The sequence below is a fragment of the Virgisporangium ochraceum genome (genome assembly GCF_016863655.1).
GTDB classification, from domain to species: domain Bacteria; phylum Actinomycetota; class Actinomycetes; order Mycobacteriales; family Micromonosporaceae; genus Virgisporangium; species Virgisporangium ochraceum.
The window spans coordinates 1-11,861 of record NZ_BOPH01000066.1; the positions used below are offsets into that span (position 1 = coordinate 1).

Sequence of the window (11,861 nt, forward strand, 5' to 3'; positions counted from 1 at the left end):
TGCAGGTCCGCAGGGCGGCGAGGGGTGCCGGGGCAACCGGGTGCGCGCTCTTACGTGGGGGGTTCGGGGGGCTCGGCCCCCCGATAGATACGCCGGCTGGAGCCGTGCCCGCGCTCTTTGCGGGCACGGCTCCAGCCGGAAGACGGCGGCGCCGGGTCCCCACCCAGGACCCGGCGCCGCACCCCATCACCACCCGCGTAAAGCTTTTCGTAGCCTCGACTGTACTAGTCGCCCGGCCACTCTCCAGTCAGCTTACGTACTCCCTCGGCCCCACCACGATCGATTGCGGCCTTCACCACAGCAAATATCGCGCCCTGCAGGGCGGCGGCCGCCAGGATCTCTCCCCAGCCGTAGTCGCGGGAGGTGGCCTTCGGCGCTTCGTCCTCGTTGGAGACCAGCTTCCAGACCTGCTTGAACACCAGGCCGGACAGGGCACCGGCGGCGATGCTGAGACCCAGGGAGACCGGCTTGTAGACGAACTTGTTCACTGGTTCTCCTTCCATTCCCGGCGCCAGTCGTCACGGAGCCGCTGCGGGGTGACCCGCCGGGCGGCGGCACGGCGGCGCTTGCGCACCACCAGCGCGGCGAACGCCAGCAGGGCCGCGGCGGCGACGGCCCACTGCTTCGGCCGTTCCTGCACGGAGGTACGCACGCGGTAGGCGGTGCGTTTCGACGTGCCGGCCGGATCGTCGCGAAGATCCTGCACGAGGACCTTGCCCGAGTCGGCCACCTGCTGGGCCTGCACGCGGGCCTTGTCCTTGGCCTCGGTCGCGGCGACGGCGGCGCGCGCCTTCACGTCGGCGACCTTCTCCTGTGCCCGGGCCTTCACGTCGGCCTTCGCGGCGAGCGCCTCGACGGTCTCGCCGAGCGCGGCCCTGGTCTCCTCGATCTCACTCCGCAGCGCCGCCACCTTCGCGTCGTCGTCAGAGCTCATCGGTGCGCCCCCTCCTTCACCGCTCCCCGAACGGTGGCCACATCGGCCTTGACGTTGTTCACGGCCTCCTCGGGCGCGGCCGGGGTCGCCTGCTGCACCTGCTTCTTGCCCACGAGGGCGAGCAGGCCGGCGACGCCGAGCAGCACCACACCGACGATGACCGCGGCGACCCACGCCGGCATCACGTACGTGAGAAGCAGCACCACGGCGGTCAGAAGGGCGGCGACGCCGTACAGGGCGATCAACCCGCCCGCGCCGAACAGGCCGGCGCCGATACCGGCGTGCTTGCCCTTCCTCGTCAGCTCGGCCTGTGCCAGCTTCAACTCGTCGCGAACGAGCCGCTGGATCTGCTCCGAGGCGACCTTGACAAGCTCGGCCGTGGACTTCTGGGCCGTATCTGGTTCGTTCACGGTGTGCGTCATCGTCACTCCTTCCGCCGCGTTCAACTTCTTCCCATCACCGGCCGGGTCTAACCACCCGAGAGCGGGTAGGGCGGAGACATTCCACCGAAGGGAGATCGGGAGCATGAACACCACCGGGATAGACCCGTCCACGCTCGACGTGGAGGACCTGCTGCGCGAGTTGCGGAGCCTGCACGACACCCGGCACGAGACGCTGCGGCACGGGTCGGACGACGCGTTGGAGAACCACAACCGCCGCATGCTGGAGCTGGAGAAGGAGTACCTGCGGCGGTTCCCGCAGCGGGAGGTCGACCCGGCGCGCCTCCGGTAACGGAGAGTAACTCTCTGGTTGCGTTCACGGGAGTCCGAAAGGTGCCAGCCGTTGTGCGCGGAGAAGGGCCCCGGAGTAGGCTCCGCCACCATGTCTGTGGGGGGTCGAGAGGGGGTCCGGGGGGCGTCCGCGCGCGCCGGCCGACCCCTTCACGACCCCGCCTCGCTGGCCGAACTCCACTACCGGGTGTTACCGGCGGGTGAGCTGAGTGCCGGGTCCGCCGGCCTCGTCGGACCGCTCGTCGGGCACGCCGCCACCCCGGGCGCGGCCGCCCGCACCGAGGTGCTCGACCTCCTCGCGGCGATCGCACTGGCCGTGCGCAGCGCCGGCACCAGCCTCGACAACAGCGACGGGACCTATCCGGAGCGCTGCCGCGAGGCGCTGCGGACGGCACTGCCCACCCTGCTCGGGCTGCTCGGCGACGACGACCCGGCCGTGCGGGCGGCCGTGGCCGCCGTGCTCGGCGAGCTCACCTGGTGCGCCGCGGAGGTGGTGCCGGTGGTGCGGGCGCGCTTCGCGGGAGAGCGGGCTCACGCGGTCCGACTGGCCCTTGTCCTCGCGGTGGGGCATCTCCTGGACACCGCCGACGACCTCGACCACGAACGGCACCGCGCGCGGCGGTGGCTGCAGCGCCGGCGCACCGGTGACGACCCGGTGCTGCGCCTCGCCGGCGCGCTGCTGGCGCGGCGGGCCGGGCGGGCGCGGGCGCTGCCGACGGTGATCGAGGAGCTGGCCGACGCCGAGCCGGTGCCGGTACCCGGAACGCGGCTGTGCGACCTGCTGACCTCCGAGCTCGGCCCCGACCGGGAGGCCAGGATCGCGGTGGCGGCCCGGCTGTTCGAGGTGCGCGGCGGCGCCGGCCAGGACGCCCTCAGAGCCGCCGCCGGCGCGATCTGCACCTGGCGCTCCGCCGCCGCCCCGCTGCTGCCGATCGTGGCCGATCGGCTCGGCGACCCCGACCCGGGCGTGCGCGCGGCAGCGTGCCACCTGATAGCGGTCGCCGGTCCCGCCCCCTACGCCGACCGGCTCGCCGCGCTGCTGACCGACCCGACGACGCGGGTCGCCGACCTGGCCGCGTGGGGGCTTGCCCGGATGGGCGACGAACGCTGCCTTCCCCGGCTGCGCAACCGCGTACTGATGGGTACCTCGGTGTTCGACGTCGTGCAGGCGTACTACCCCCGGCACGTCTACCTCTTCACCGCGCCCGGGCTCTACGACGTGCTGGCGCCGCTGCGCGACTGGGCCGGCCCGCTGCTGCCGCGGGTCGACTCGGCGCTCGCCGACGCCGACTCCTTCCACCAGCAGCGGGCGCTCGCCGCGGTGCTGCGGGCCTGGGGGCCGCTCGCGGCACCCGCGGTTCCGGGGCTGATGCCGCTGCTCGAGTCGGAGGCGGCCGAGCACGTGTGCGCGGCGCTCGGCGCGATCGGCGAACCCGCCGCCGGTGCCCGGCACCGGCTGTTCCGGCTCCTCGAACGCGGCAACAGCCGGGTGCGGGTCGCGGCGGCCCGGGCGCACTGGCGCGTCACCGGCGACGCCGAGCCGGCGCTACGGGTGCTCGGCGAGGCGCTCGACGGCGAGCTGGCCGTGGTGGCGCTGCCGCTCGCCGCCGACCTCGGCCCGCTGGCATCGGCTTACGGCGACCGGGTGCGTGCGATCGCGCGCGGCGTCGTCGGCGCCGGCTCGCGGGTCGACGTGGCCCGCGCCGTGTGGCGGCTGACCGGCGACACCGACCTCGCCGCCGAACAACTGCTGACGGTGCTGGCGCCGCTGGCTCTCGGCCGGGTGGGCCCGGCGACCCTGCGGGCCGCCGCGGTGGCCGCCGAGATCGCCGAGCCGCGGCTGGCCGGGCCGTTGAGCATCGCCGCCGGCGTCGACGAGCGGCTGGCGTTCTACGGCGACTGGCGCGCCGTCGCCGACGACGAGGAGCTGCGCGCCTACTCGACCTTCAACACGTCGACGACGAACCGCAGCGCGCCGGTGGGGCGGCCGCTGGACGCGTCGTCGCCGTAGGCCATCTTCGACGGGATGTCGAGCTGCACCCGGCTGCCGACGGTGACCCCGACGAGGCCCTTGTCCCAGCCCTCGATCACACCGCCCTGGCCGAGCTGGAAGTCGAACGGCTGCGACCGCTTCCACGACGCGTCGAACTCCTCGCCGGTGGCGCAGGAGACGCCGACGTAGTTCACCGTGATCTGCTGGCCGGCCTGCGCGGCCGGACCGGTGCCCTTGATGAGCGTGGTCGGCGTCAGCTCGGTGATGCCGGCGCAGCCGCCGGTGACGGTGGGCTTCGTGCCGAGAGCCGGGTCGGCGCCGGCGGGCAGCGGCGGGAACCCGTTGGTCGCCGGCGTGGAGGCGTCGGCGCCGGTGTTGCCGCCACCGCCGGAGTCGTCGCCGGCGCGGTCGACCACCCAGAACACCAGCGCGCCGAGCAGTGCCACCACGACGACGCTGCCGACGACCCCGAAGACCGCGTTGCGGCGCTTGCGGGCGGCGGCGGCCCGGGCGGCCTCGGCCCGCCACTGCTTGCGCTTCTCGGCCCGGGTGGGTGGACGGTTACCGGGCCGGCGCGGGCGGCTGGTCTGCTGGGTCACGGCTGTCCCTCGGGGTCGTCAAACGATTCGAACACCTTACCTGCGGCGCGGTAGACACTCTGTCATGCGACCACGACCGGGCGAAGTGCTCCATTTCTCCGAGGACCCCACCATCACCCTCTTCGAACCCCACGTCGCCGCCACCGCGCGTCAGCGCGAGGCGTACGTGTGGGCGGTCGACGACCGCAACGCGCCGTCGTACTGGTTCCCGCGGCAGTGCCCGCGAGCCATGGCGTGGACCTCGCCGGCCACCCTGACCGTCGACCGCGACCGCATCATCGGGGCCGGCGGCGGCGAGCGGGTGCACGCGATCGAGTACGGCTGGCTGGAGGCGTTGCGCACCACCACCGTGTTCGCGTACCGCTTCGCGGCGGATCGGTTCCGACCCCTCGGCGAGGCGGCTTTCGTGGCGACGGAGCCGGTGGAGCCGCTCGGCCCGCCGGAACCGGTCGGCGACCTCCTCGCGTGCCACGCCGAGGCCGGCATCCAGCTGCGCGTGCTGCCGAACCTGTGGGACTTCTGGGACCAGGTGATCGTGAGCACCCTCGACTTCAGCGGCATCCGGATGCTGAACGCCCTCCCCCCACGGGGGTAGGGGCATCCCTGAGGCGGCCCTGGATTCACCGGCTTACTGGATGACTTCCGTCCGGGATCGCCGCAGTCTCGTCGATGTGTGGCGACGGGTTCTGATCATCGTGCTGATTGGCGTGGCTGTGCTGTGCACCGGCGTGGGTGGACTGCTGGCGTGGGCGTGGACGTCCACGTCGGCCGACTCCACCGTCGGCGAGGTGGCGTTCGAGCGCAGGCTCCCGGTTCCGCCGCTCGCTCCGTCCACTGTCGACGGTGACGGCCGCCGCGTGTTCGACCTCCGCGCGTCGAAGGGCCGGCACGACTTCGGCGGCCAGACCGCGGAGACGCTCGGGTGGAACGGCGACTACCTCGGCCCGACGCTGCGGGCGACGCGCGGCGAGCGCGTCGTGGTGAACGTCCACAACGGACTCGACGAGGTGACGAGCGCGCACTGGCACGGCATGCACCTGCCGCCGACGATGGACGGCGGCCCGCACCAGCCGGTCGAGCCGGGCGCGACGTGGTCTCCCACCTGGACCGTCGACCAGCCCGCCGCGACGCTCTGGTACCACCCGCACCCGCACGGGGAGACCGCCGACCACGTCTACCGGGGCCTCGCGGGCATGTTCATCGTCGACGACCCCGGCACCGACGTGGCCGCCCTGCCGCACGAGTACGGCGTCGACGACGTGCCGGTGATCGTGCAGGACAAGGCGTTCGACGACGGGAAGCTCGGCAGCGACACCGGGATGTTCGGCAGCGGCGGCGTTCTGGGCGACAAGGTCGTCGTGAACGGCGCGCTGGGGCCGTACCTCGACGTCACCACCGAGAGGGTCCGCCTGCGGTTGCTCAACGCGTCGAACGTGCGGCCGTACCGTTTCGGCTTCTCCGATGGACGCACGTTCGCGCTCGTCGGCACCGACGGCGGCCTCCTCGACGCGCCGTACGAGACCACCGGGGTGACGATGGTCGGCGGCGAGCGGGCCGAGATCGTGGTGACGATGCGACCGGGTGAGCGGGTGGTGCTCCGCAGCACGCCGGCGTCGCTCGACCTGGACTGGTTCCACAAGCGGATCAGCGGCGCCAACGACTCGTTCGACATCATGGAACTGCGGGCGGCCGCGTCGCTGAGACCCTCTCCGGCGGTGCCGACGAGGCTGGTCGACACCCCGCGGCTGGATCCGGCGCAGGCGAAGCACACCCGCGAGTGGTCGTTCAGCGGCACGAGCATCAACGGGAAGAAGATGGACGGGTCGCGCGTCGACGCCGCCGTCACGAAGGACAGCGTCGAGGTCTGGAAGCTGACCGCGCGCGACGGCGAACTGCACTCGTTCCACGTGCACGACGTGCAGTTCCAGGTGCTGACGGTCGACGGCAAGGCGCCGCCGCCGCACCTGCGCGGCTGGAAGGACACCGTGTTCCTGGCCCAGAACAAGCAGGTGGTCATCATCGCCCGGTTCGCCGACCACGCCGATCCGACGACGCCGTACATGTTCCACTGCCACGTTCTGCGGCACGAGGATCAGGGGATGATGGGTCAGTTCGTGGTCATCGAACCGGGACAGGTGCCGAAGCTTGCGCCGGAACACGCCGACCACGACTGAGCAGGTCGGTGAGCCGGCCGGCGTCGAGCGGCGCCCGGCCGCCGGGGGAGTCGACGAGCACGTGCAGGGTGTCGACCTCTTTCGCCAGGGCATCGAGGTGCCGTGCCCACCGGGCCAGCCCGGCGTCGGTGTGCGCGCGGGTCAGCCGTACCAGCCCGGGCTCCGCGGTGGCGACGACGACCGGCCCGGGCTCGAACGACTCGTCGACGCAGACGTAGCCGACGTCGTCGGCCTGCAGCAGCCGCAGGGTCTCCAGCGCGTGCCCGCCCTCGTACCAGGACGGGTGACGCAGCTCGACGGCGACGCGGTGCGGCCGGCACTCCCGCGCGGTCGCGAGCACGCGGTCGCGGGCGGCGTCGCCGCGGGCGAGCCACTCCGGGAACCGCAGCAGCACGGCGCCGAGCTTTCCGGCGTCGACCAGCGGATCGAGCGACTCGTGGAACCGGCGCCACAGCTCGCGCATGGCGCCCTTGTCGAGGTCGCGGTGGCGCACCCGGTCGGTGGTGTCGGGCCGCAGGTCGGCGGGTATCGCGTCGGGGCGCACGCGGTGCCCGGTGAGCAGGTTGAACGCGGTCACGTCGAACAGGAAATGGGACGGCGTGCGCGCGGCCCAGGCCTCGACGGTCTCGACCGCCGGGATCGCGTACGCGGTGGTGTCGACGCCGACGAGCGGGAACCGCTCGGCGTAGTACCCGAGCCGTCCGGCCGTGGTGTTGTGCTCCCGTGGGTACCAGCCGGAGGCGATCAACGACCGGTCGGCCCACGACGACGCGCCCACCAGAATGCGGCCCATACCGTTAATTACACCGCTGTAGTTCGGGCCCGGCAAGTCGGCAGGTCGGCCGCGACCGGCATTTCCGCAGGCAGCACTTCCGGTAAATATTCGTGCTGATCTTCCTGGTCACCCACCCGGGTGAGCGATGTACTTCCCCGTTGTGTGCGGCCCGTTGTGTGCGGCCGGGAGGGCGGGGGAATGACAGTCATCGAGTGGGTGAACCACGCGTCGTTCATCGTGCGGTCGAACGGCACGTCGCTGCTGTGCGACCCGTGGCTGTTCGGACCCGCGTTCAACGACGGATGGGAGCTCCTCGTCCCGTCGGAGCACGGCCCCGAGGTCATCGCCGACGTCGACGCGTTGTGGTTCTCGCACGTGCACCCCGACCACTTCGCCCCGCGCGTGCTGAAGGCGGTGTCGAAGGAGGTGCGCAGAAGCACCCCCGTGTATTTCCAGAAGACGATGGACCAGCAGGTCGCGAAGTTCTGCCGGGGCCTCGGTTTCCCCGTCACGGAGGTGCCCGACGGGAACACCGTCGAGATCGCGCCCGGCTTCCGGCTGACCATCGGCCGGGTGCCCTTCTACGACTCCTGGGCGCTGATCGAGACGCCCGACGCCCGCATCCTGAACCTCAACGACTGCGTGCTCAACCGCCCGCGTGACCTGAAGCGCATCGCGGAGAAGATCGGCGCCGTCGACGTCGTGCTGACCCAGTTCTCGTACGCCAACTGGGCGGGCGGGCCCGAGGAGCCCCAGGTGCGGCGGGAGGCGGCCGACGAGAAGCTGGAGTGGATGCGCACCCAGCTCGGCGCGCTGAAGCCGAAGGCGTGCATTCCGTGCGCGTCGTTCATCGTCTTCGCGCACGAGGAGAACAACTACCTCAACGACTGCGCCAACTCCGTCGAGCGCGCGGTCGACCTGGTGCGGCAGGTCGGGGTGAAGCCGGTGGTGCTGTACCCGGGCGAGATCTGGGAGGTCGGCACCCACCACGACCCGCAGCCGGCGATCGACCGGTACGCGAAGGCGGCGGCGAACCGGTCGCGGCCGTGGCTGAAGTCCAACCCGGTGGCCTGGGACGAGCTGGAGCACCTCGCGAAGGGCTGCGTGAAACGGCTGGCCAAGCGCAACAACCGGGCCCTGCTGCGGGTCGCGGCGAAGGTCGGCATCGGTGCGCCGCTGGTCGTCAAGGTGACCGACCTCGGCCGCGTGGCGCGGTTCAGCCCGATCCACGGCCTCACCGAGGTCGACGCCTCGACGCCGGCCGACATCGAGCTGTCGTCGCAGTCGTTCGCGTACACGCTCAAGTTCGACTGGGGCGCCGACACGCTGTCGGTGAGCGGGCGGTTCCGGGCCACGCCCATCGGCTACCGGAAGATGCTTCGCACGTTCGGGCCGTCGCTGCTCAACAACAACGGCCGTCCGTTGGCGTTCCGTCTGCTGGCCGACCCGTGGCTGGTGCGGCGGGCGTTCGACCGGATGATCCTGCGCGCCTCGTAGTCAGGCCGCCACCTCGCGCGCGAACTCGCGGGCCGGGCCGCCGAGGTGGAAGTGGCGGCCGCCCGGCGCGGGCGTGGCGAGCCGGTGCAGCAGGCCGCTGTCGGCGATGCCGTCGAGCAGGTGCCGGGCGTCCTCCGGCGACAGCGACGCCGCGGCGGCCACGCCGTGCGGGGTGAGGTCGGTGGAGTCCACTGTGGACAGCCGGGCGAACAGCCGCCGACCGGCCTCGGTGAGGGCCCCGTAGGCGGTGGCGAGCCGGTCGCGGACCGCGAGGTCGCCGGCGACGAGCAGGTCGAGCGGCCGCGCCGCGGTGCCGAGCAGCCCGGCCAGGTCGTCCGGTGGCAGGTCGGGATGGGTGGCCAGCCGCAGGCCCACCGCGCGCAGCGCCAGCGGCGACCGGCCGCACCGCCGGGCCAGTGCCCGCAGCGCGGTCGTGGGTCCCGCGCCCATCCCGGCGGTCCGGCGGATCAGGTCGACCGCGGTGGCCTCGTCGAGCGGGTCGACGCCGATGCGCGTGGCCCCTTCCAGCCCGGTCAACCGGCTGCGGCTGGTGACCAGCACCGCGCAGCCCGACGACCCCGGCAGCAGCGCGCGCACCTGCGCCTCCGTGGTGGCGCCGTCGATCACCAGGAGCACCCGCCGGTCGGAGAGGCCGGAGCGCAGCATCGCGGCCCGGGCCGCCGGTTCGGCCGGCAGCCGCCCGTCGGTGTGTCCGATCGCGAACAGCGCGCCCGTCAGGGCGTCCGCCGACCCGCCGAGGTCGAGGAACAGCTGACCGTCGGGGAAGCTCGCCCGCACCCGGTGGCCGACGTGCACCGCGAGCGCGGTCTTGCCGACACCCACCTCGCCGGAGAGCACGACCACCGACGGGCAGCCGCGGATCCGGTCGGCGGTCAGCGCGTCGGCCACGGTCGCGGCGAGCGTCGCGCGGCCGACCAGGTCGGGCACGGCCATCGGAAGCTGCGCCGGGGTCCGCGCGCCCGTGACCGGGTCGAGGACGCCGGTGCCGGGCCGTATCCGGACGCCCCGCAGCGCGGCGACCTGCTCCGCGTCGAGGTCCAGGACCCGCGCGATGCGCGCGAGCGAGTCGCGCCGCAGCCTGCTGTGGACGTTGCGCTCGATGTTGCTGATCGCACGCACACTCAGCCCGGCCTGCTCGGCGACGTCGGCCTGGGTGAGGCCGGCGCGGCGCCGGGCGGCCGCGATGAGCGCGCCCGGCGACCGGTCCCGATCATCCATCCCTGGTTCCCCTCGTCCAGAGAGCCCCCGTACTGATCTATGAAGGGCCCGGCACGCGAGGAGGTTGCATCCTGTCGGATTCTTTTCAGACGAGGCCGGCGCGCACGGCGTGCAGGGCCGCCTGGGTGCGGTCGGCCACGCCGAGCTTGGTGAAGATCGCGCTGACGTGGGTCTTCACGGTCTTCTCCGACACCCGCAGGATGCGGGCGATCTCGCGGTTCGACCGGCCGCGGGCGATCTCGGCCAGCACGTCGCGTTCGCGCGGGGTCAGCGCGGCGCCGGCCGGTGCGGTGTCGCCGGTGGCGAGGAGGCGGGCGACGTCGGCGTGCATCAGGACGTGCCCGGCGTGCACCGCCCGGATCGCGGCCGCCAGCGCGGGCGGGTCGACGTCCTTGAAGACGTAGCCGGCGGCGCCGGCCCGCAGCGCCGGAACCACCGCGCCGGGATCGGTGAAGCTGGTGACCACGAGCACCCGCGCCGGAACCCCGCGTTCGCGCAGCCCGTGCAGCGCGGCGGCGCCGTCGGTGCCGGGCATGCGCAGGTCGAGCAGGATCACGTCGGGCCGGTGCTCGACGGCGGCGGTCACCGCGGCCGCCCCGTCGGCGGCCTCGCCGACCACGGTCATGTCGCCCTGCAGGTCGAGGAACGTGCGCAGACCCTGCCGCACCACGGGGTGGTCGTCGACCACGAGCACGCGGATCGGGTCGGTCACCGGTCGTCGTCCCCGTCCGGGAGCACCAGGCGCACGGTGGTGCCGCGCCCGGCCGACGAGTCCAGTTCGATCCGGCCGCCGACCGCGCGGGCCCGTTCGCGCATCGAGACCAGCCCCAGCCGGCGTCCGGCCATCTCGGCGGCGCGGGCGTCGAAGCCCGTGCCGTCGTCGACGATGGACAGCTCGACGGTGCCGGCGCGGGAGCGCAGCGTGACGTCGATGCGCGTGGGCGCCGCGTGGCGCAGGGCGTTGTGCAGCGCCTCCTGCGCGATGCGGTACGCCGCCTCCTGCCGGTCGGCCCGCAGCAGTGGGCACTCGGTCTCGGTGGTGACCCGGATCCGCGGCGCGTGGACCCGGTCGAGCAGCTCGACCTGTTTGCGAAGCGCGGTGCACAGGCCGTCGCCGGCCAGGTCGGTGGGCACCAGCCCGGCCACCACCGCCCGCATCTCGTCGGCGACGTCGGCGGCCAGCCGTTTCACGGTGGCCAGCTCCTCGGCCGCCCGCGGGGGGTCGGTGTCGAGCAGCGCGGTGGCCGCTTCGGCGGTCAGCCGCAGGCTGAACAGCTTCTGGGTGACGGCGTCGTGCAGCTCGCGGGCGATCCGCTGCCGCTCCTCCACGATGGACAGTTCGCGGCTGCGCTCGTAGAGCCGGGCGTTGACGATCGCGATCGCGGCGTGACCGGCGAGCAGCCGCGCCAGCTCCTCGTCGTCCTCGGTGAAACCGCCGGGGGCGCACTTGTCGGCGAGGAACAGCTCGCCGAGGATCTCGCCGTCGTAGACGACCGGGATGCCGAGGAAGCCGGTCATCGGCGGGTGCGCCGACGGGAAGCCGGAGAAGTGCGGGTGGGTGCGCACGTCGTCCAGCCGCACCGGTTCCGGGTCGCAGAGGAGGTCGCCGAGCAGCCCGTGGCGGCGGGGCACCGGTCCGATCTCCCGCCACTGCTCGTCGGTGAGGCCGACGGCCAGGAACTCGGCGAACGAGCCCTTCCTGTCGGGGACGCCGATCGCGGCGTACCGGGCGTCGACGAGCCGCTGCGCCGCCGACAGGATCGTCCGCAGCACGTCACGCACGGACAGATGCGCGGTGACGGCGAGAACGGCCGCGCTGACCTCGCGGAGCTCGGCGCGATCGGACCGGGTCATGCACCCGAAGCTACCTCGCCCGGCCGCACGGATTCTGGGGTCCTAGGACCAAAGACCGAGGGCGT

At 73.0% G+C, this 11,861-nt stretch carries 13 protein-coding genes; 5 read left to right on the forward strand and 8 right to left on the reverse strand.

Features of this window, described 5'->3' with window-relative positions:
• Positions 1–224: 224 nt before the first annotated feature.
• Genes Voc01_RS22740 through Voc01_RS22750 form a run of 3 tightly spaced genes read right to left on the reverse strand, consistent with a single transcriptional unit; the run spans position 225 to position 1,356 of the window.
• On the reverse strand, positions 225–488 hold the full coding sequence (locus tag Voc01_RS22740) for a DUF4235 domain-containing protein (RefSeq protein ID WP_373873851.1): 264 nt from the start codon (positions 486–488) through the stop codon (positions 225–227).
• Positions 485–934: a DUF3618 domain-containing protein gene (locus tag Voc01_RS22745; RefSeq protein ID WP_203929535.1), complete on the reverse strand. Its 450-nt coding sequence runs from the start codon at positions 932–934 to the stop codon at positions 485–487. The genes Voc01_RS22740 and Voc01_RS22745 overlap by 4 nt, the downstream gene beginning before the upstream one ends.
• Positions 931–1,356 carry a phage holin family protein gene (locus Voc01_RS22750; RefSeq protein WP_203929536.1) on the reverse strand — a complete coding sequence of 142 codons (426 nt, stop codon included), beginning with the start codon at positions 1,354–1,356 and terminating at the stop codon, positions 931–933. The genes Voc01_RS22745 and Voc01_RS22750 overlap by 4 nt, the downstream gene beginning before the upstream one ends.
• Before the next feature lie 103 nt (positions 1,357–1,459).
• Here Voc01_RS22750 and Voc01_RS22755 point away from each other — a divergent pair, with 103 nt between their 5' ends.
• Positions 1,460–1,666: a DUF6158 family protein gene (locus Voc01_RS22755; RefSeq protein ID WP_203929537.1), complete on the forward strand. Its 207-nt coding sequence runs from the start codon at positions 1,460–1,462 to the stop codon at positions 1,664–1,666.
• Positions 1,667–1,852: 186 nt separating this feature from the next.
• On the forward strand, positions 1,853–3,676 hold the full coding sequence (locus Voc01_RS22760) for a HEAT repeat domain-containing protein (RefSeq protein WP_203929538.1): 1,824 nt from the start codon (positions 1,853–1,855) through the stop codon (positions 3,674–3,676).
• On the opposite strand, the gene Voc01_RS22765 is transcribed toward Voc01_RS22760, so the two are convergent.
• Positions 3,601–4,257 carry an FKBP-type peptidyl-prolyl cis-trans isomerase gene (locus tag Voc01_RS22765; RefSeq protein WP_203929539.1) on the reverse strand — a complete coding sequence of 219 codons (657 nt, stop codon included), beginning with the start codon at positions 4,255–4,257 and terminating at the stop codon, positions 3,601–3,603. The two genes, Voc01_RS22760 and Voc01_RS22765, sit on opposite strands and share 76 nt — an antisense overlap.
• Before the next feature lie 64 nt (positions 4,258–4,321).
• Here Voc01_RS22765 and Voc01_RS22770 point away from each other — a divergent pair, with 64 nt between their 5' ends.
• Positions 4,322–4,852, forward strand: a complete 531-nt coding sequence (locus tag Voc01_RS22770) for a DUF6886 family protein (protein ID WP_203929540.1) — start codon at positions 4,322–4,324, stop codon at positions 4,850–4,852.
• Between the two features lie 112 nt (positions 4,853–4,964).
• The gene (locus Voc01_RS22775; protein ID WP_239160409.1) at positions 4,965–6,431 is read left to right on the forward strand and encodes a multicopper oxidase family protein; all 1,467 of its coding nucleotides are present in this window, start codon (positions 4,965–4,967) and stop codon (positions 6,429–6,431) included.
• Here the strand turns inward: Voc01_RS22775 and Voc01_RS22780 are convergent.
• Positions 6,376–7,224, reverse strand: a complete 849-nt coding sequence (locus tag Voc01_RS22780; RefSeq protein ID WP_203929542.1) for a DUF72 domain-containing protein — start codon at positions 7,222–7,224, stop codon at positions 6,376–6,378. The two genes, Voc01_RS22775 and Voc01_RS22780, sit on opposite strands and share 56 nt — an antisense overlap.
• A 180-nt stretch (positions 7,225–7,404) precedes the next feature.
• Here Voc01_RS22780 and Voc01_RS22785 point away from each other — a divergent pair, with 180 nt between their 5' ends.
• A complete protein-coding gene (locus Voc01_RS22785; protein ID WP_203929543.1) occupies positions 7,405–8,703 on the forward strand; it encodes an MBL fold metallo-hydrolase in 1,299 nt (432 codons plus the stop codon).
• Here Voc01_RS22785 and Voc01_RS22790 read toward each other — a convergent pair whose 3' ends face one another.
• From Voc01_RS22790 to Voc01_RS22800, 3 genes are all read right to left on the reverse strand, one after another.
• On the reverse strand, positions 8,704–9,942 hold the full coding sequence (locus Voc01_RS22790) for an XRE family transcriptional regulator (RefSeq protein WP_203929544.1): 1,239 nt from the start codon (positions 9,940–9,942) through the stop codon (positions 8,704–8,706).
• Between the two features lie 85 nt (positions 9,943–10,027).
• On the reverse strand, positions 10,028–10,654 hold the full coding sequence (locus tag Voc01_RS22795; protein WP_203929545.1) for a response regulator: 627 nt from the start codon (positions 10,652–10,654) through the stop codon (positions 10,028–10,030).
• Positions 10,651–11,796 carry a GAF domain-containing sensor histidine kinase gene (locus Voc01_RS22800; RefSeq protein WP_203929546.1) on the reverse strand — a complete coding sequence of 382 codons (1,146 nt, stop codon included), beginning with the start codon at positions 11,794–11,796 and terminating at the stop codon, positions 10,651–10,653. The genes Voc01_RS22795 and Voc01_RS22800 overlap by 4 nt, the downstream gene beginning before the upstream one ends.
• Positions 11,797–11,861: the final 65 nt, after the last annotated feature.

Excerpts from the sequence above, each read along its gene's own strand:
- Voc01_RS22790 (WP_203929544.1), bottom strand. The coding sequence starts at position 9,942 with ATGGATGATCGGGACCGGTCGCCGGGCGCGCTCATCGCGGCCGCCCGG.
- Voc01_RS22800 (WP_203929546.1), bottom strand. The coding sequence starts at position 11,796 with ATGACCCGGTCCGATCGCGCCGAGCTCCGCGAGGTCAGCGCGGCCGTT.
- Voc01_RS22785 (WP_203929543.1), top strand. The coding sequence starts at position 7,405 with ATGACAGTCATCGAGTGGGTGAACCACGCGTCGTTCATCGTGCGGTCG.
- Voc01_RS22755 (WP_203929537.1), top strand. The coding sequence starts at position 1,460 with ATGAACACCACCGGGATAGACCCGTCCACGCTCGACGTGGAGGACCTG.
- Voc01_RS22770 (WP_203929540.1), top strand. The coding sequence starts at position 4,322 with ATGCGACCACGACCGGGCGAAGTGCTCCATTTCTCCGAGGACCCCACC.
- Voc01_RS22780 (WP_203929542.1), bottom strand. The coding sequence starts at position 7,224 with ATGGGCCGCATTCTGGTGGGCGCGTCGTCGTGGGCCGACCGGTCGTTG.
- Voc01_RS22750 (WP_203929536.1), bottom strand. The coding sequence starts at position 1,356 with ATGACGCACACCGTGAACGAACCAGATACGGCCCAGAAGTCCACGGCC.
- Voc01_RS22745 (WP_203929535.1), bottom strand. The coding sequence starts at position 934 with ATGAGCTCTGACGACGACGCGAAGGTGGCGGCGCTGCGGAGTGAGATC.